The sequence below is a fragment of the Streptomyces sp. NPDC030893 genome (assembly GCF_055571535.1).
In genome coordinates, this window is record NZ_JBVIFC010000017.1 from 108,644 (window position 1) to 125,196 (window position 16,553).

The window sequence follows — 16,553 nt, forward strand, 5'->3', positions numbered from 1 at the left end:
CTCAGCGCATACTTCGGGGCCGGAAGGCCGCAGGCGCCGGGCGCCGTGCCGAGAACCGCCGAGGAGGAGACGTTGCCGAAGCCGACCCCTGTCCCCCGCCGCGCCCGCACCGCCGTCGAGTCCTTCCTGGAGACGCTGCGCACCGACGCCACCCGGCGCCAGCGCCGAGCCTTCCTCGAGGAGTACACCGCCTGGGTCGCCGCGCAGGACGACAAAGCCGCGGACGCCGTGACCACCGGGGAACTCCTCGACGAGGACAACGCGCTGGCCTGGCTCGCCGCCGCCCAACGCGGCCTCACCCGGCGCCGGCCCGGCCTCGAAGGCCCCACCACCCGGGCCTCCGCCAACTCCATGGCCGCACGCACCAGCTCGCTCAACACCTTCTCCCGCTACTGCGGCCACCCCCTCGAGCTGCAACCGCCCACAGCACAGTTCGCCCACCGGCTCACCCCCACCGAAGCCCACCGCACCCTCCAGCTGCTCTGCGGACACCACCCCGCCGGCATGCACCAGGCCACCTGGGAACGCACCGTCGCCCTCATCGCCCTCGCCGTCTGCACCGGACACGGAATAAGCACCCTCCACCCCATGCGACGAGCCGACCTCGAACTCGAACGCCCCCTGCCACGCGCCCGCGTCGACCACGACTGGTACCCCCTCGACACCGTCTCCCAGCGCGCCCTCACCCGCTGGAAGAACACCCACACCGCACTCACCGCCGGACACCTGAAAGTCCTCAAAGGCGGCAACGTCGAGGAACTATGGATCACCACCTCACCCGGCCGCCCCCGCAGCGGACAACCCGCACCCCCCGCCGGACTCCCGGCCGCCGTACGCACCCTCGAATCGGCACACCGCAAACTCACCGCCACCGCCCTCGGCACCCCCCTGCTGTTCGAGCAGTTCTGCGGCACCGGGGAACAGCCCACCGTCAACGGCTGACCACCACGTTCCCGCCGGCAGAGGCATGTGGACCGGTTCCGCCCCGTCGGCGGGATGCGGCGCGGCGGAACCGGGGAGCTTGAGAGGGCTCGGCTCAGTGTGTGGTGGTCGCCGCGGCGTCGAAGTAGTGGCCCCGGGCGAGGTCGTCGATGAGGCCGGGCTGGAGGGGCTTCCAGCCGAGGAGGTCGCGGGTCAGCGTGCTCGAGGACGGGTTGTCGGCCTGGGCCTGGGCGCCGAGGAATCCGAAGTGGTCGTCGGCCTGCGTCGGCGGGATGCTGACGACGGGCCGGTCCAGCCCGCGGCCGATGGCCTCGGCGATCTGGCGCAAGGTGATCCCCTCCTCGTCGACGGCGTGCAGCCGTGACCCCGCCGGCGCGGATTCCAGCGCCAGCCGGTACAGGCGTGCCGCGTCGAGCGTGTGCACGGCGGGCCAGCGATTGGCCCCGTCACCGACGTAGGCGGAGACGCCCTTCGACCGGGCGACGGAGATGAAGGTCGGGACGAAGCCGTTGTGGTCGAGCGTGCTGTGCACGGTCGGAGTGAGCCGGACGACGGATGAGCGGACGCCGCGCCCCGCGAGTGCGACCACCGCGTTCTCGGCGTCGATCCGCGGGCCGGCGTCGAGCGCGTCGGCTTCGGTGAGGGTGCCCTCGAGGCCCGCGGAGGCGAACAGCGCGGTTCCCGACGTGGCCACCAGGGGCTTGCCGGTGCCGGCCAGAGCGTCCCCGAGCGCCTCGATGGCGCGCAGATCCGCTGCGACCGCGCCCTCGAAGTCGCCGGCGAACATGGCGTCGTGCTTGAAGGCCAGATGGATGACGCCGTCGGCCGCGGCGGCGGCCGCGGCGATGCCGTCGAGATGGTCCAGGTCGCCTCGGTACACCTGGGCACCGGCAGCCGCCAACGCGGCGGCGGACTTGTCCGAGCGGGCCAGGCCGACGACCTGGTGACCCGCTTCGAGGAGTTCGGGGACGACGGCGGAGCCGACGTGTCCGGAGGCTCCGGTGACGAATACGCGCATGGTGCGCCTTCCTGCTCTGGCTCCCACCCGGGCGCCGTGATGTCAGTTGATGACATCACCGTAACACCGATGTCAGTCACTGACATCAGTCTTACGTCAGTGACTGACATCCGTCTTACGTCGTGACTGACGTCCCGGTCATGTCAGGCTCTGTCATCGACGGTTAGGATCGGAGCATGAGCCGATGGAAACCCGACGCACGCGGCCGCCTGGAGAAGGCGGCGCTGGAGCTCTACAACCACCAGGGCTTCGACGCCACCACCGTCGCGGAGATCGCCACCCGCGCCGGGCTCACCGAACGGACCTTCTACCGGCACTTCACCGACAAACGGGAAGTCCTCTTCCCGGCCGCCAACCCCCTCGCCGACGCCCTCGCGAACGCCACGGCCACCGCCCCCGTCGCGCTCCCGCCGCTCGAGGTGATCACCCACGTCCTGACCGAAGTCGCCCCCGTCCTCGAAGAACGCGCGGACCTGGCACGGCAACGCCAGGCCGTCATCGCCGCCAACCCCGAACTCCAGGAACGCGAACTGGCCAAACTCGCCGCCCTCGCCTCCATGCTCGCCCGTACGCTGCGCGAACGCGGCCTGGAGACCACCACCGCCGCACTCGCCGCCGAAATCGGGATCGCCGCCTTCAAGGTCGCCTTCGAAGGCTGGATCAACGACCCCGACCGGCACCCCCTCGCTCAGCACATCCGGGAAACCCTGGACACCGCCCGGCACCTCACCGCCCCCGCCGAACACGTCGCCGCGAGCGACGACATGAACTTCACGGGCCATGAGGGAGTGACATGAAGGGCGGCGGGCGCCCGTGAGAGCTGCCGGGTCCGGATCTGGTCGACGGCGGTGGTCCACCGGCTCCCGGGTGAGCCGCCGGCCCGGCGATGCCAGTTGGCGGCCCGTTCGGTCGGGGCCGCGCGCGGCGCTGTGGCTTCCGGTCGGTGCCGGGCCGTCCGGTGTTCGGTGCGGGGCCTGTCCGCACCTGTGGCCTGTGGGCCGGGGGGAGGGCGGTCGGTGCTGTAGTTCCTGGTGAGCAGTCCCCTGTTCGTTGCCGGGTCCGGGTTCAGTTCGTCCGCAGTACCGTCTTGCCGCGCAACCCCGTCACGCCGGCGTCGCCGGCGAGGGCGCGCGGTGTTTCCTCGAGGGAGGCTTCCGTGCCGATGACGGGTCGGATGGTGCCGGCCATGACGAGTTCGGTGAGTTCGGCGAGCCGTTCGGGCTTGCGGTCGAGGCGGTAGTTCGCGGTTCGGATGCGCTCGTCGGCGAGGAGGTGGCCGCCGATGCCGAAGGCGGTCGAGAGCAGGGCCCCGCCGTCCCGCACAACGCCGGCCGCCCTGCTCGTGAGGGATGGGTCGCCGACGGCATCGAGGATCGCGTCGACGCCCTGGGGAACGATCCTGCGCAGCGCCTGATCCAGGGGCTCAGTCCCTCGCGTGAGGATCTCGCCGGCGCCGAGTGCTCGCATCTGCTCGGCGAGTTCGGCGGGCGCCGTGGCGACAACCCTGAGCCCGCGGGCGGCGGCGGCTTGCACCGCGAAGGTGCCCACGCCCCCTGTCGCGCCGATGACCAGGAGTGTTCCGCCCTCGGGGACCTGCATGCGGTCGAGGGCGCCGAGGGCGGTCATGCCCGACGTCGGCAGCGCGGCAGCCACGTGGCTCGGCAACTCGTCGGGTACGGCGGCCAGCGCGCCGAACGCGGGTGCCGCCTGTACCACGCAGACCTCCGCGAACGTACCGAACTGCAGCGGTTGGCCCCAGAACTGCCCGAAGACGCGTTCCCCCACGCGGAACCGCGTGACGCCGTCGCCGGTCGCGGTCACGGTTCCGGCGCCGTCCATACCGAGCGTCAGGGGGAACCGGTACTCCCCCAGCGCCGCCAGCGCGCCGGAGGCGATGGCCCTGTCGAGCGGGTTGACCGCCGCCGCCTCGATCGCGACCTGCACCTGGCCGGGGCCGGGCTCGGGCACGGGCAGGTTCCTGAGCTCCGGGGCCTGCCCGAAGCGCTCGATGCCGATTCCTCGCATTGCTCCCTCTCCCTTCCACCGCAGGCCGTCCGCGCTGCGACCGCACCAGGGTGCGGCGAAGGACCACCCCGGGAGAATGACCGATCCGGAACCGACCATGAACAAAAAGGCATCAATGGCGATGCCGAACGGGTCGTAGTATCAGGCTCATGGCAGTGGAGTCCCGGTCGTTGCGGTACTTCGTCGCGGTGGCGGAGGAACGCAGCTTCACTCGCGCCGCAGACCGACTCGGCATCGCCGGCCCCGCCCTGTCGCGCGCGATCCGCAACCTCGAAGCCGAGATCGGCGTACGCCTCTTCGAGCGCTCCACCCGGGTCGTGGAGCTCACCGAGCCCGGCGCGATACTGCTGGCCCAGGTGCGGCCCGCCCTCGAGGCACTCGATGCGGCGGTCCGCCGCACCGTGCGGGCCTCGGCGCCGAACCGCAGCCTGCTGCTCGCCGTCAAAGCGGACGCCGACGGGGGCCTGCTGGAGGACCTCCTCACCGCGGCGGCCGGCGAACCCGGCGCCGAACCCATCGCCGTACGCCTGTGCGGCTGGCGCGAGCACACACGGCTGCTGCGCACCGGCGAGGCCGACGCCGCACTCATGTTCGAGCCATACGACCCGGACGGCATCGACGCGGACATCGTCGCGCTGGAGCCCCGTGTCGCCGCGCTGCCCACGGACCACGCCCTCACGTCCGCCGCCCGGGTACTGCTCGCCGACCTCGGCATCGCCCCCGACGAAGTCGACGAACGGGCAGAGCACGACATCGACGGGCACGGCGTACACGATCTCGCCCAACTGCTCGCCCTCGTCGGCCTCGGCACGACGACGACCGTGCTCCCGAGATCCGTCGCCGCCAGATATCCCCGGCCGGGGGTAACCTACGTGCCCGTCGAGGACTGCCCTCCCGCAACGCTGGTCATCGCCTGGCCGGAGCGCTCCCGCAGCCGCGGCGTGGCCGCGCTGGTCCGCGCGGCGGCAGCGGTCGCCCGGTCACGGGGGATGAGCGCAGCTGCCGAAGCGTCGCGGTGACCGCTCGGATCCACAGCTGCGCGGCTGATCGGGAGCAGTCGGTCAGGTGGCCGAGGATGTTGGGTAAGCAGTCCCCGATTCGAGGTCGTCCGGGATCATGAAGCATGCTTCCGGACGACTGGCACCTCACCCATGACGTCGACGACTTCCTCGCGCGAGCCGAGGGCTTCCTGTCCTCGCGCGCCGCCCTGCACAACACGCCGCTGACGGACATCGCGAAGCTGCGGATGGGCAGGGCGGCCGGTCACGACGCCGAAGCGCCCGTTCTCGGCCGGCTGGAGGTACGGGGCGAGGTCCGCGCGATCTTCTATCTCACTCCGCGCGGCCGTCTGGGCCTCACGCCCCTCTCCGACGAGCAGACCGACGACCTCGCCGCACACCTGGCCGGCCTCGGCCACTCACCCGCCAACGTCATCGCCGACCGCGACACCGCCAGGGCTTTCGCCGAGTCATGGCAGAAGCACACGGGCGCGGCCGCGGAACTCTTCTGGCGGACGCATCTCTACCGTCTCGGCGCGCTCACCCCACCGCGGCCGCGCCCGGAAGGCCAGGGGCGCCTCACGGGCGGCCGGGACCGTGAGCAAGTCGTGCGCTGGTGCCGTGAGTTCTGTGTCGACGTCGGGGAGCAGTCCTCCATCGACGTGATCGACGCCGGCTCCTGGGAGGAGTCGCGTTTCGGCGACCGGCACTTCACGTTCTGGGAGACCCCGGAGGGCACCCCCGTCTCGATGGCGGCCGCGACCTCGGTCGTCGGCGGCATGGTCCGGGTGGACCCCGTCTACACCCCCGCCCACCTCCGCGGCCGCGGCTACGCAGGAGCCGTGGCGGTGGAGGCGAGCAGGGCCGCGCTGGCCGCGGGGGCGACGGACGTGGTCCTGTTCACGGACCCGGACAACCCCACCAGCAACGCCCTCTACCAGCGCATCGGGTATGTCCACCTCGCCGACTTCGCCGGATACAGGTTCTCCTCCGCCGCACCGCAAGCCGGGTGAGAATCCGTTGCCCACCTCGCCGGCGCCGCCCCGTCCGGCTCCTGGTGGCGTTTCCTCAGCCCCTGCGCCCCTTCGCGTGGCCCTCCGCCGGCCGCGCGGGCATACTGGGGAGGACGCGCTTTCGCGTACAGGTGCAGGAGGCCCCGGCGGTTGCCGGGGCCTTGCTGCTTTCCCGGTGGTCAGGCGACGGCGTGGAGGCCGCCCTTGCCGGGCTTGGGGGGACGCTTGGTGTAGCCGGGGACCTTGATGGACGGGGGGCCGCCCACGGCCAGGAGCTGGGTCATCTCCTTCTCCAGCTCGGTCTGCGACTCGTAGCCGGCGACGGCCGGGTTGAGGGCGTAGCGGTGGCCCCGGCCGCCTCCGGAGCGCAGGACGATGCCCCGCTCGACGAGCAGGGCCATGGCACGGCTCATGGAGGCCTGGCCCACACCGAGGATCTCGTCGATCTCCGACTGGTTCATGCCGACCTCCCCGCCCGGCTGCTGACGGGCCACCATCACCGACAGGACGTCGATGGCCGTCGGCGTCAGCCGGAGCTGGTGGAGCATGCCCAGCAGGCCCGTGGTGTTGAAGAGCATGACGATGAGTATCCCTTCCGTCAGCCGGTGCCGGTTCCGGGGAGCCGGGTCAGTTCGGGCGAGAGTTCGTCGGGGAAGCGGGAGTCGAGGGCGAGGGCGCGCAGTTCGGCGAGGAAGTCGTACTGCTCCTGCCCGTTGCCGTTGTAGGCCACACGGGGATTGAGCTGATAGGTCGACCTCTTGGTGCGGTGGATCAGGTTCTTCTCGCACAGGGCGTTCAGCGCGTGGCCGATGCTGGTGCGCTTCACACCGAGCTCCTCCGCGATCTCCGCGTGGGTGACCGCGATCCTGCCCTTCTTCTGCCGGCCGATGATGTTCGACAGCACCGCCGACTGGAGTTTCGTGATGGCGTTGTGCATCAGGCAGTAGGGCAGCACCCGCCGCAGGAAGTAGTTGCTGACGAGTGAGTAGCCGTCGGCGCCGAGCATGTCGTGCGGCGGCCGCCGGTAGACGGTCGTCTTCACCTCGTGCACCGGGGTCTTGCCGAACTGTTCGGCGATGAGGCGCGCGAGGTCCGGTCCGTCATCGGCTCTGACAGCCCGTACGGGTCTCGCCTGCCGTGGTTCGGGCCCCTCGCGCAATCCACGCAGGGGCTGTGCAGATTCACCCATGTGGGGGTCCTTTCGCATACAGGTGCCCGGCACTGTACGGCAAAAGTTGTGTCCATCCGCATGTTCCACGCCGGAGAGTTGCGACTGACGGCAAGTCTGCGGTGGCGCCGCGGAGGCCCCTTCTCCGACGCCGATACGGAACCGGGTGGTCCGGCCGGGTGTCGGCCCCCTACGGCCTCCCGCAGTCCCTGCAAAGCGGTTCAGGGAGGGAGAGTTGCGTCTGTCCGCATGTTTTCGGCGGAAGTTGCGGACAGACGCATGTTTCCCCTCCGAATGTCGGTGCTCAACGACATTCAGGGACCCGTAATGTCGGTGGCCGCCGACATTTGCTTACGTAAACCCACTGGTCAGAGGCGGGTTTCCGGAAATCCCTCTTAATAAAAGAGACCCCCGTGGCTCATCTCGCTTCGCGTGCGGCGCCGTTGCCCGGTGAACGCCCTGGTCAGCAGCAGCGGTGCCGAGTCTCGGGTGGTGCCGGCCATGACGGAAAAAGCAGCAGCGAAGGCGTGGTGACGGCCGGGGGGTGGGCCGTCCTCCGAGCCTCCGGCCCGTAGGACTCCGTACCTCCGCATCCAGTCGGTCGGCCGCGGGCCTCACACCGTCCGTTCGGGGGCCGAGGCCGGGGGGTGGAGGCCGATTTCGACAGCGGAAGGTGTGCGCGAACCACTAAGTGGGTGTGCGCGAACGCGGGAATCGAAACGCGCCGGGCTTCCTAGCGTGGAGAGGCGCACGCGGCGAGGCGTGGGCACCTGGCAGTCCGGCGTGCACCACATCCGCAGTGCTGTCGGCACGACCTTCGAGGTGTTTCGATGACCGTTCTTCCCGAAGCGACCACCACCAGGCACCCGGAGCCCGCCACCGACCGCCTCCGGGCCGTGCTCGCCAAGGCCGCACAGGTGGTCGGGGCGGACCGGGTCACCTACCCGGCGACCACGCTCGGGCCCAACGTCGGCCTCTACCGCTCGCGTTCCGTCTTCGGGGTGGTGCGGCCGCGCGCGGCCGAGGAGGTGCGGCGCGTCGTGGAGCTGTTCGCCGCCCAGGAGACCACTGAGGAGACCGCCGAGGAGACCACCGCCGTGCTGCACGCCTTCAGCACCGGCGGGAACTGGGGACTCGGCTCGCGTGAGCCCGCGCAGGACGGGGCGGTCGTGCTCGACCTGTCCGGTCTCGACCAGATCCGCGACGTCGACGTCACCGGCGGCTGGGCCGTCGTGGAACCCGGCGTCACCCAGGCGCGGCTGGCCCGGCTCCTCGAGGGCAGTGCGCGCATGCTGAACGTGACCGCCTCCTCCGCGCACACCAGCGTGGTCGGCAACGCCCTGGACCGCGGTGTGGGCCTGCGCCACCAGCGGGTGGAGGACCTGGCGGGCCTGGAGGTCGTCCTGCCCGACGGCGAGCTCATCCGGGTCGGCTGGTGGCCCGAGCCGGACCGGCCCACCCCGGTCTACACCCACGGCCTCGGCCCCTCGCTGGTACAGCTGTTCGTGCAGTCCGCCCTCGGCGTGGTCACCGCGGCCACGGTGCGGCTGCTGCCGAGGCCCGAGGCGCTGCGGGTGGTCCGGCTCAACTTCGCCCCCGACCAGGTGGAGGCGGCCACCGCCGAGGTGCGGCGCTGGGTGGCACAGGGGCTGGCACGCGGCGTGGTGAAGATCTACAACGAGGTCGCCGCCCGGGCGTACGGCAGCGAGCCGGGCCAGTACCTGGTCCATGTGTGCGTCGACGGGACGCCGGAGGTCGTGGACGCGCTGAGCGGCATCCTCACCGTCGAGGCCGTCAGGTCCCGCGTGTTCACCGCGGTGTCGGACTCCGACGCGGTCGATCCGTCCGCCGCCCACCATGATGTCGCCGTGCGCGTGGAGCGCGCGTACGCCGGTGATCCCGATCCGACGGACGCGCTGTTCGAGGCGAAGACCGGCCGCCCGGCCGCCCGGCTGGACGAGGAGGGCGGCTTCCTGTTCTTCCTCCCGCTGGTGCCGTTCAGCGGGGCGGCGCTGGCGCGGGCGCACGAACTGATCGAGCAGGTGCGTGTGGAGAGCGGGATCCGCTGCGGGGTCACGTTCAACGCGCTCGGCGCCGATGTCGTCGACTGCGTCGTGACGATGCGGTTCGCCCGTGACGGCCACGGCAGCGATGGCGGCCGTAGCAGTGGTGGCGGCCGTGACGGCGGGGAGGCCGAGCGGGCCCACCGGGCGCTGGACCGGCTCTACGAACTGTTCACCGGCGAGGGGTTCATTCCCTACCGCCTCGACATCGATCACACCCACTGGGCCGACCTGCTGCCCGCGGGCACCGGTGCGCGGGCCTTCGCCCGGCGGCTGAAGGATGCCGTCGACCCCCACCACGTCATCGCCGCGGGGCGTTACGCGTAACTGCCGCGCCGCGTCGGGAAGGAGAGCGTCCCATGAGCCTCATCGACCTGCTGGATTCCGTCTCCGCCGAGCAGAGCGCCGCCCCCGCCCCCGCCGGTCTCACCGCGGAGGAGATCCTGGCGCGGGCCCGCGCCGTCGCGCCCCGGCTGCGCGAGCGGGCCGAGGACATCGAGAACAGCCGGCAGCTGCCACCGGACGTCGTCGAACTGCTGCGCGGGACGGGTGTCTTCCGTATGGCCCGTCCGAGGGAGTGGGGCGGTCCCGCACTCGACGCCGTGCAGCAGACGGAGGTCGTGGAGGCCCTGGCGATCGGTGACGCCTCCGCCGCCTGGTGCGCGATGATCGGCATGGACACCCCGATCTACGCGGGATTCCTCGGCGAGGACGTCGCGCGCCGGCTGCTGGCCGACCCGGACGCCGCCACCGCCGGGGCGATCATGCCGATGGGGCGGGCCGAGCGGGTGCCCGGCGGCTACCGGGTCACGGGGCAGTGGCACTTCGGCAGCGGGATCACCCACAGCACCTGGGTCGTCGGCGGTGTGCTGGTCACCCGCGGCGGCGAACTCGAGCCCGGGCCGCCCGATGCGCCGGGAGCGCCGGGAGCGCCGGGCAACTGGCGCATCGTGGTGGCTCCCGTCGAGGACTTCGAGGTCCAGGACACCTGGTACTCGACCGGTCTGGCCGGTTCCGGCAGCAGGGACTACCGCGCGGAGAACCTGTACGTGCCCGAGGAGTACACGTTCAGCTTCGCCCGGCCGCGGGTCACCGGGGCCGCCGCCACGTCGGACGCGGTGCTGCGCAACATGCCGGGCGTGCCGCTCGGGGTGGCCCGTGCCGCGATCGACCATGTACGGCGGATGGCCGCGACCCGTATCGACCGCGCCACGCGGACGCCGTGGTCGGAGAGCTACCGCGTCCAGACGGCCGTCGCCCGGGCGGAGATGGACCTGGCCGCGGCCCGGTACGCCGTCTACGGCAGCCTGCGCGAGCAGTGGGAGATCCTCCAGGCCGGCGACGTACCCACGCCGGACGAGCAGGTGGCGACGGTGCTGGCGCGGGCGGGCGCCTTCCGTACGGCCCGTTCCGTGGTGGCGTCCCTCTTCGACCTGGTGGCGACCTCGGCGGTGTACCGGCCGTCCGTGCTGGACCGCTGGCTGCGCGACCTCAACACGATGTGCCAGCACGTCGTCGCCCAGGACCAGGTCCTGCAGTCCGCAGGCGCCCGTCTCCTGGGCGGTGTCCCGCACAACGCCTACGTCGTGGGCCTCGTCGACTGAGCGGCCGGCCGGTGCCGTCGGGGCGAACTCCGGCGAAATGGCGGAGGGATCAGGTCAATTGACGCCCACGGGCGATAGCGGAAGACACTCCTCCGATAGTTTGGGGATCATGCAGCAGGACGGCCCTCTGGCAGGTAAGTGCGCCTTCATCAGCGGGGCGAGCAGCGGGATCGGTGCCGCGGCCGCCCGCGTGTTCTGCCGCGACGGCGCGGCGGTGATGCTGGTGGCCCGTCGCGGGGAGAGACTGCGGGCGCTCACCGAGGAGCTGCGCGGCGCGGGGTACGAGGCGGAGTTCACGACCGCCGACGTCAGGCGCGGTGCCGAGGTGGCCGCCGCGGTGGACCGTACGCTCGCCCGCTTCGGCCGGCTGGACGTCGCCTTCAACAACGCGGGCGCGGCGGCCCCCCAGGTGCCGCTGCACGAGACGGCGGACGAGCTGTACGACCTGATCATGGACACCAATGTGCGCGGGGTGTGGAACTGCATGCGGCACCAGATCCGCGCGATGCTGCCGCGCGGTGGTGCCATCGTGAACACCAGCAGTACGGCGGGGCTGGTCGCCACCCCCGTCGCGGCGCCCTACATCGCCTCCAAGCACGCCGTGGTCGGGCTGACGAAGGCGGCGGCGGCCGAGTACGCGGCGCGCGGTATCCGTATCAACGCCATCGCGCCGGGTTCGACGCGCGGTGAGATGCTGGACGACTGGCTCGAACGGCAGCCGGGCGCCGAGGAGTTGATCCGCGACGCCACTCCCCTGCCGCGGCTGGCCGGCCCGGAGGAGATCGCCGAGGCGGCCGCCTGGCTGGGCAGCGACCGGGCCTCGTTCGTCGTCGGCGCCACCGTGCCGGTGGACGGCGGCTGGACGATCCGGTGACCGGGCATGGCGCCGCGCGCAGGACGGACTCCCGGGTCCCGGCGCGGTGGGGCGCGGACGGGACCCGGGAGCGCAGGGCGGCGGCCCCTTCGGCGTACAGGTATGACGGGGGCTCTTCCGCCGGAGTGCGGGCGGTGACGGGGCGGTGGGATCCGTGGGGGACCCGCGGACGGGTCGCTGGAGGGACTCCATGGAGGACCCGTGGAGGGACCCGCGGGTGGATCCGTGGGGGATCCGTGGGGGGATCGGTGGGGGGATCGGTGGATGTCGCGGGCACGCGGGGAACACCCGATGACGTGCTCTGCCGGGACAGACCGTGGGGGGAGACCGGTACGAGCAGACGGCGGGGCGGCACCCTGGGAAGGGGCTCGTTCACGGACTCGTACGACTACGACTACGACGGCGACTACGACGTCGACGGTGGTTCGGCTCCGTCGGGGAGCGGGACGGCGGCCCTGCCGGGCGGTCTCCCGCGGGAAGGCGGCGTGCGCGCCGCGGTGCCCTACCGGGCGGCGGTGTCGGCGAACTCGATCACGAAGGCGAGTTGCTCGCTCTGGTGACCGGTCACGCGCACCGAGGTCGTTCCGTCCTCGGTGGTGTCCTGGTGGGCCTCGATCCAGCACGGCTCGTCGAGCTCGACGTAGCGGCTGAAGTTCATCCTGGAGGACGACGGGAGGAACCGGCCCCTGCTGCGGGGAACGACCAGGCGGGCGGCCTGCTGGGCGGCCTCGACCAGGACCATCGCCGGGATGTGGTCGTTGACCCGGTCGAAGAAGAGGGTGTTGGCCGGGTCGGCCCGCAGCTGCCAGCGGCCGGGCCGGTCCGAAGCGGCGAGGACGACGTCGCACTCCCGGGTGTGGTGGACGGTCGGCGGATCCACCGGGTCGGGCAGTGCCGGGGTCGGGAGGCCGGAGGTGGGGCGGGTCCCGCGTATGCGGGTGTACGCGGTGGGCGAGGTGATGTTGAACCGGATGAAGCCGGAGCCGATGGTGTCTCCCGCCGCACGGATCGTCATGTCCAGCGCCACCCCGGACGGTACGGCCCCGCGCCGGCGCAGGTCGGTCACCTCGACGTCCAGTGTGAGTTCCTCGGGGGCGCTGCCGGAGGCCGGCAGGTCCACGTCGAGGCGGTGGCCCATGTCCCACATCACGAAGTGGTGGCCCAGGGGGACGCCGAGTTCGGCGTGCGAGACGAGGAGCGTCGTCTGCCGGATCGCCTCCAGCACGTACGAGGCCGTGTACCGGCCGTCGGACGTCATGAAGAGCCGGTGGTGATGGGGCAGACGTGCGGAAACCGTGAAGCTGGTGTCGTCGTGACGGGTCGATCCGGTGGGGAGCACATCCTGCGGCCGTGCCCGGTGCACGAGCTCCCGGCCCACCGGCAGTGCCGGGGCGACGGGCTGTCTTACGGCTGTGACCTGCGGGAATAAGGCGTGGTACGCCCCTTTGCGGAATTCCCGGGTCTGTGAGGCCATAGCACTCGAAGTCATTGCTGTCCCTTCGTCGGTGAAGGTGCGCGCGGTGAGGTATGGCTGAACGCCCCCCGCGGTCGGTAAAGTACAGGCATGCGGGTTTGTTTTTCAATGGGATCGACGACGGGCCCGCCGATCACGCACAGGAAGCCGTCCTTCCGGGACGGCTGAGCACAGATGGGAGGCCGCGTGGCACGACAGGAGCGTGCGGTCAGGACGAGGAAAGCCATCCTCGACGCAGCCGGGGAGGTCTTCGCCGAACACGGCTACGCGGGGGCCACGATCTACGACGTCTACAAGCGGTGCGGGGTGACGAAAGGAGCCTTCTACTTCCACTTCGCGTCCAAGGTGGAACTCGCACAGGCCGTCCTGGACGAGCAGGTGGGCGGCCAGATCGGCTACCTGGAGGTGCCGCCCGGCGAGCGCACGGTCAAGCTCCAGGACGCGCTCGACATGGGGCTGCTCGTCGCGCACCGCCTCACCTTCGACCGGATGCTGCAGGGCAGTGTCCGGCTGGCGGTGGACCAGGTGCACGAGCTCAACCGCCGGGTCCCGTACCAGGCGTGGATCGACGCGCACCTCAGCATCCTCACCGAGGCGGACGAGCGCGGCGAGCTGCTGCCGGACGTCGACATCTCCGACGCCGCACAGATGATCGTCGGCTCGTTCAGCGGCGTGCAGCTGATGTCGGAGGTGATGAGCGACCGCGGTGACCTCGAGGAACGGATAGCGGTGCTCTACCGGGGACTCGCCCGGGTGATCGCGACCCCCGAGACCTACGACCAGCTGGACATCACGGTCGACCGCGGCAAACGGCTGATGGCCAGGGTCGAGCAGGAACAGCGCGAGAAGCAGGCCGAGTCCGAGGCCGAGTGAACGGGTCCGCCGCAGGCAGGGGGACCGCGGCGGCCCCTCGGCACACAGGCCTGGCCGGCATAGGTTCGAGGGCGGCGCCCCGCCGCGCGGCAGGGCACACGGCTCCGTCGCGCTCGCCGGGACGGGACTGACCCTCGCCGCGGACAAGACCGAGCCGGATTCCCGTCCTCGTGCCCGAGGTACACGGCGTCGCCCGGGTCCGGGTCCGGGATCGGGTCGAGGCAGGCCCGGCGGATGGGCGGGGCCGTGCTCACCGCGCGGGACCGGTGAGCGTCTCGTAGTGGTCGCACAGGGCGCTGAGGGTGCGGGCAAGTCGGCGGGCGTAGCCGGGCGCACCACCGAACCGCGGGGACGGCTGCGCCTCCAGCCGGCTGCGGGCCTCCCACACGCAGCCGAGCGTGGTGCAGCGGCGGGTACTGCCCGGCTTCAGTGTCCGGGCAGCCGCCTCCACCTCGGGGGCCAGCACTTCGATGTGGCCGCGCACGAGGGCGGTCAGCGTCTGGAGCTCGTCACCGGTCGGCGGCAGTGCCTCGGGGACGGCGTCAGGGTCCAGCAGCCGATTCACGGTGTCGCGCATCGTGGCGATGTCGACGGGCGTGGTCCGGGTGTTCGGGCGGGTGGCATTCACCGGGCCACCGCCTGACGGGCGCGGTGGCGGGGGCACCGGCAGGGCGGGAATCCGAAGGAGCCGGGGGCGAGTACGGCCGGGTCCTCCTCGAAGCCGACGGCGACCACCTCGCCCCGGTCCTCGACGACGGTCCCCTGCGCGTTCACGGTGTACACCTGGATCGTCATCTTGACGCCGGGCTTCGGCTTGACGGCGGGTTTCGGAGGGGCTGTAGCGTTCATGGGGTTGACGCTCCTTCGCAGCGTTGACCACGCCCCGGGGCCGCTCACGACGCGGTCGCCGGGGCCTCGTTCGTCCACGCGTCGAGCGTCGTCGTACGGACGCAACTCCGGTATGACCGGTGGGGGTTACCGAGGCGGTAATACACTCGTTACTGGTTCCGCGAGGGCGCAACGGAGCGCCTACCATCACTGCGGAAGTTGGCCCATGGACACCATCACCCCCGGCCCGCTCGCCCCCGAAGTCCTCGAAAGAGACGACGTGAAGCGAGCTCTGGCAGAGCACGACTTCGCCGCGGCCTTCTCACTGATCAAGAAGTGGGGCGGCCTGTCCCAGAACCGCATCGCGGCGGCCTGCCGACTCACCCCGGGCAAGGTCTCCACGATCATCGGCGGACAGCAGCGGGTCACCAGCTTCGACGTGATCTGCCGCATCGCCGACGGGCTGCGCATCCCCGGACACATGGTCGGCCTCGCGGCCCGCCCCTGGGAGACTCAGCCCGACATTCCGGACCCGCCGACACCGCCGGCTGCATCTCCCTCCGACGACGCCCCCTGGCGTCCCGTAGTGACCGTGCACCTGGCCGCAGACTTGACCAGGAGTGATCTCGTGATGGACCGCCGCACCGCAGCACGCACCCTCGCCGGCGCAGGACTGTCCGGTGCCGGCCTGCTCGACTCCGTGGAGGCGTGGCTCCAGCCGGCACCCACCGCCGACCGTGAGCGCCGCCCGGGCCGGGTCGGTCAGCAGGAGGTGCGGGAGCTGGAGGCGACCGCCCGCGCCTTCCGAGCGTGGGACCACAAGTTCGGCGGCGGCCTGCGCCGCAAGGCAGTGGTCGGCCAGCTCAACGAAGTGGCCGGCCTCCTGGATGAGCACCAGGCACCGGACGTCGAGCGGGGCCTCTTCCAGGTGATGGCCCACCTCGGTGGTACCGCGGCAACGATGGCGTGGGATTCAGGACACCAGAAGCAGGCCCAGAGCTACTACCTGCTGGCGCTGCGCGCCGCCCACGCCGCCGGAGACGTCGCCTACGGCGCCAACGTCCTGGCGGGTATGGCACGGCAGATGCTGTACCGGGACCGTCCGCAGGACGCCCTCGAACTCGTGCACCTCGCTCAGAAGGGCGCCACGAAGAAGTCCGGCCCCCGCGTACGAGCCATGCTTCACACCAGGGAGGCGTGGGCCTACGCCTCCATGGGCAGGTCCACCGCCTTCCGCCGGGCCACCAGCGAGGCCACCGAGGCCCTCGCCGAAGCGGAGGGCCACGAGCCCTACTGGATCACGTACTTCGACAAGGCGGAACTCGCCGGCGTCACCGGCGGCCGGCTGCTGGACATGGCCCGCGAGGACCCTCGGCACGCGCAGGCCGCCGCCGACAGCATCCGCGGCGCGCTCGCCGACCGTGGCAGCGAAGCCGGGCGCAGCCACGCACTGGATCTGATCGGGCTTGCGGAGTGCCACTTCCTGATGGGGGATCTGACCGGCGCGGTCGAGCACACGCACCATGCAGTCGACGCTGCTGCCCGGACCCGTTCAAGCCGTGTCCGCATCCAGCTCGGACAGCTGTACCCGTACACCGTGGGCCGGTCGGCATCACGTACGGTCGGCGAGGCGCGGGCAAGGATCCGCGATGTCCTGTCGAACTGAAGGAGCG

General features: G+C 71.4%; 16 protein-coding genes. 9 read left to right on the forward strand and 7 right to left on the reverse strand.

Going from position 1 to position 16,553, the window contains the following annotated elements; all coding sequences use genetic code 11:
* Positions 1-72: 72 nt before the first annotated feature.
* Positions 73-942, forward strand: a complete 870-nt coding sequence (locus ACZ434_RS27305; RefSeq protein ID WP_468460341.1) for a hypothetical protein — start codon at positions 73-75, stop codon at positions 940-942.
* Between the two features lie 94 nt (positions 943-1,036).
* Here the strand turns inward: ACZ434_RS27305 and ACZ434_RS27310 are convergent, their stop codons facing one another.
* Positions 1,037-1,960, reverse strand: a complete 924-nt coding sequence (locus tag ACZ434_RS27310; RefSeq protein WP_468460343.1) for an SDR family oxidoreductase — start codon at positions 1,958-1,960, stop codon at positions 1,037-1,039.
* 176 nt (positions 1,961-2,136) lie between these two features.
* Here ACZ434_RS27310 and ACZ434_RS27315 point away from each other — a divergent pair, with 176 nt between their 5' ends.
* Positions 2,137-2,757 carry a TetR family transcriptional regulator gene (locus ACZ434_RS27315; RefSeq protein WP_468460345.1) on the forward strand — a complete coding sequence of 207 codons (621 nt, stop codon included), beginning with the start codon at positions 2,137-2,139 and terminating at the stop codon, positions 2,755-2,757.
* Between the two features lie 268 nt (positions 2,758-3,025).
* On the opposite strand, the gene ACZ434_RS27320 is transcribed toward ACZ434_RS27315, so the two are convergent.
* Positions 3,026-3,985, reverse strand: a complete 960-nt coding sequence (locus ACZ434_RS27320) for an NADP-dependent oxidoreductase (protein ID WP_468460348.1) — start codon at positions 3,983-3,985, stop codon at positions 3,026-3,028.
* A gap of 155 nt (positions 3,986-4,140) precedes the next feature.
* Here ACZ434_RS27320 and ACZ434_RS27325 point away from each other — a divergent pair, with 155 nt between their 5' ends.
* Both ACZ434_RS27325 and ACZ434_RS27330 read left to right on the forward strand, forming a co-directional pair.
* On the forward strand, positions 4,141-5,004 hold the full coding sequence (locus tag ACZ434_RS27325) for a LysR family transcriptional regulator (RefSeq protein ID WP_468460428.1): 864 nt from the start codon (positions 4,141-4,143) through the stop codon (positions 5,002-5,004).
* A gap of 104 nt (positions 5,005-5,108) precedes the next feature.
* Positions 5,109-5,996: a GNAT family N-acetyltransferase gene (locus tag ACZ434_RS27330; protein ID WP_468460350.1), complete on the forward strand. Its 888-nt coding sequence runs from the start codon at positions 5,109-5,111 to the stop codon at positions 5,994-5,996.
* 179 nt (positions 5,997-6,175) lie between these two features.
* Here the strand turns inward: ACZ434_RS27330 and ACZ434_RS27335 are convergent, their stop codons facing one another.
* Both ACZ434_RS27335 and ACZ434_RS27340 read right to left on the reverse strand, forming a co-directional pair.
* Complete coding sequence (locus tag ACZ434_RS27335; protein WP_468460352.1) at positions 6,176-6,574, reverse strand: hypothetical protein; 399 nt, start codon at positions 6,572-6,574, stop codon at positions 6,176-6,178.
* A 20-nt stretch (positions 6,575-6,594) separates the two neighbouring features.
* Entirely contained in the window at positions 6,595-7,185 is a 591-nt protein-coding gene (locus ACZ434_RS27340; RefSeq protein ID WP_468460354.1) for a replication/maintenance protein RepL, read from the reverse strand.
* Positions 7,186-7,994: 809 nt separating this feature from the next.
* On the opposite strand from ACZ434_RS27340, the gene ACZ434_RS27345 reads away from it, so the two are divergent.
* From ACZ434_RS27345 to ACZ434_RS27355, 3 genes are all read left to right on the forward strand, one after another.
* Entirely contained in the window at positions 7,995-9,554 is a 1,560-nt protein-coding gene (locus tag ACZ434_RS27345) for an FAD-binding oxidoreductase (protein ID WP_468460356.1), read from the forward strand.
* A 32-nt stretch (positions 9,555-9,586) separates the two neighbouring features.
* Entirely contained in the window at positions 9,587-10,831 is a 1,245-nt protein-coding gene (locus ACZ434_RS27350; protein ID WP_468460358.1) for an acyl-CoA dehydrogenase family protein, read from the forward strand.
* Positions 10,832-10,940: 109 nt separating this feature from the next.
* The gene (locus ACZ434_RS27355) at positions 10,941-11,705 is read left to right on the forward strand and encodes an SDR family NAD(P)-dependent oxidoreductase (RefSeq protein ID WP_468460360.1); all 765 of its coding nucleotides are present in this window, start codon (positions 10,941-10,943) and stop codon (positions 11,703-11,705) included.
* Positions 11,706-12,207: 502 nt separating this feature from the next.
* Here the strand turns inward: ACZ434_RS27355 and ACZ434_RS27360 are convergent.
* Positions 12,208-13,194, reverse strand: a complete 987-nt coding sequence (locus tag ACZ434_RS27360) for a ScbA/BarX family gamma-butyrolactone biosynthesis protein (protein WP_468460363.1) — start codon at positions 13,192-13,194, stop codon at positions 12,208-12,210.
* 171 nt (positions 13,195-13,365) lie between these two features.
* On the opposite strand from ACZ434_RS27360, the gene ACZ434_RS27365 reads away from it, so the two are divergent.
* Positions 13,366-14,052, forward strand: a complete 687-nt coding sequence (locus tag ACZ434_RS27365; protein WP_468460365.1) for a ScbR family autoregulator-binding transcription factor — start codon at positions 13,366-13,368, stop codon at positions 14,050-14,052.
* 250 nt (positions 14,053-14,302) lie between these two features.
* Here ACZ434_RS27365 and ACZ434_RS27370 read toward each other — a convergent pair whose 3' ends face one another.
* Both ACZ434_RS27370 and ACZ434_RS27375 read right to left on the reverse strand, forming a co-directional pair.
* Positions 14,303-14,680: a DUF6415 family natural product biosynthesis protein gene (locus ACZ434_RS27370; protein WP_468460367.1), complete on the reverse strand. Its 378-nt coding sequence runs from the start codon at positions 14,678-14,680 to the stop codon at positions 14,303-14,305.
* Positions 14,677-14,901 carry a hypothetical protein gene (locus tag ACZ434_RS27375; protein ID WP_468460369.1) on the reverse strand — a complete coding sequence of 75 codons (225 nt, stop codon included), beginning with the start codon at positions 14,899-14,901 and terminating at the stop codon, positions 14,677-14,679. The genes ACZ434_RS27370 and ACZ434_RS27375 overlap by 4 nt, the downstream gene beginning before the upstream one ends.
* 205 nt (positions 14,902-15,106) lie before the next feature.
* On the opposite strand from ACZ434_RS27375, the gene ACZ434_RS27380 reads away from it, so the two are divergent.
* Positions 15,107-16,546, forward strand: coding sequence for a hypothetical protein (locus tag ACZ434_RS27380; protein ID WP_468460371.1), 1,440 nt, complete (start codon positions 15,107-15,109; stop codon positions 16,544-16,546).
* Positions 16,547-16,553 lie beyond the last annotated feature (7 nt).

Coding starts and splice junctions, on each gene's coding strand:
- ACZ434_RS27335 (WP_468460352.1), bottom strand. CDS start 6,574: ATGCTCTTCAACACCACGGGCCTGCTGGGCATGCTCCACCAGCTCCGG.
- ACZ434_RS27330 (WP_468460350.1), top strand. CDS start 5,109: ATGCTTCCGGACGACTGGCACCTCACCCATGACGTCGACGACTTCCTC.
- ACZ434_RS27355 (WP_468460360.1), top strand. CDS start 10,941: ATGCAGCAGGACGGCCCTCTGGCAGGTAAGTGCGCCTTCATCAGCGGG.
- ACZ434_RS27350 (WP_468460358.1), top strand. CDS start 9,587: ATGAGCCTCATCGACCTGCTGGATTCCGTCTCCGCCGAGCAGAGCGCC.
- ACZ434_RS27340 (WP_468460354.1), bottom strand. CDS start 7,185: ATGGGTGAATCTGCACAGCCCCTGCGTGGATTGCGCGAGGGGCCCGAA.
- ACZ434_RS27315 (WP_468460345.1), top strand. CDS start 2,137: ATGAGCCGATGGAAACCCGACGCACGCGGCCGCCTGGAGAAGGCGGCG.
- ACZ434_RS27380 (WP_468460371.1), top strand. CDS start 15,107: ATGGACACCATCACCCCCGGCCCGCTCGCCCCCGAAGTCCTCGAAAGA.
- ACZ434_RS27345 (WP_468460356.1), top strand. CDS start 7,995: ATGACCGTTCTTCCCGAAGCGACCACCACCAGGCACCCGGAGCCCGCC.
- ACZ434_RS27310 (WP_468460343.1), bottom strand. CDS start 1,960: ATGCGCGTATTCGTCACCGGAGCCTCCGGACACGTCGGCTCCGCCGTC.
- ACZ434_RS27360 (WP_468460363.1), bottom strand. CDS start 13,194: ATGACTTCGAGTGCTATGGCCTCACAGACCCGGGAATTCCGCAAAGGG.
- ACZ434_RS27375 (WP_468460369.1), bottom strand. CDS start 14,901: ATGAACGCTACAGCCCCTCCGAAACCCGCCGTCAAGCCGAAGCCCGGC.
- ACZ434_RS27320 (WP_468460348.1), bottom strand. CDS start 3,985: ATGCGAGGAATCGGCATCGAGCGCTTCGGGCAGGCCCCGGAGCTCAGG.